The organism is Nocardia panacis (genome assembly GCF_003598715.1).
In the GTDB taxonomy this organism is placed as follows: domain Bacteria; phylum Actinomycetota; class Actinomycetes; order Mycobacteriales; family Mycobacteriaceae; genus Nocardia; species Nocardia panacis.
In genome coordinates this window covers 1-602 of the sequence record NZ_QZFU01000004.1, presented here as the reverse complement: position 1 = coordinate 602, position 602 = coordinate 1, and the positions used below count along the sequence as shown (strand labels likewise).

General features: G+C 64.8%; 1 protein-coding gene. It reads right to left on the bottom strand.

Annotated features, from left to right (window positions below; all coding sequences use genetic code 11):
- The coding region (locus D5S18_RS00220) for a beta-ketoacyl synthase N-terminal-like domain-containing protein (protein WP_147403777.1) at window positions 1–602 on the bottom strand (602 nt) is incomplete at both ends.

The window sequence follows — 602 nt, the reverse complement described above, 5'->3', positions numbered from 1 at the left end:
CGGCGCGGTCAAACCATTCGACGCCCCATCCTGATTCACCGCACTACCACGCACCACCGCCAACACCCGACGCCCGAGACGACGCGCATCCGACAACCGCTCCAACACCAACACACCAGCACCCTCACCCCACCCGGTGCCATCGGCATCGGCCGAGAACGGCTTACACCGTCCGTCCGGCGCCAACCCCCGCTGCCGGGAGAACTCCACGAATCCGATGGGTGTGGCCATTACCGTCACACCACCGGCCAGCGCCATCGAGCAGTCCCCCGCCCGCAAAGCCTGACACGCCTGATGCAACGCCACCAGACCCGACGAACACGCCGTGTCCACCGACACCGCCGGCCCCTCCAAACCCAACACATACGAAATACGACCAGACACAACGCTTTCGATATTGCCTGTCAGGCGATACCCCTCGACACTGTGATCGGCGCCGATATCGTAGCCCTGGTTGGTGACGCCGATGAAGACCCCGGTGTCAGTGCCCCGCAAACTGCCCGGCTTCATCCCGGCGTGCTCGAGTGACTCCCACACCGTCTCCAGCAACATCCGCTGCTGCGGGTCCATCGCGACCGCCTCACGCGGACTGATCCCGAAGA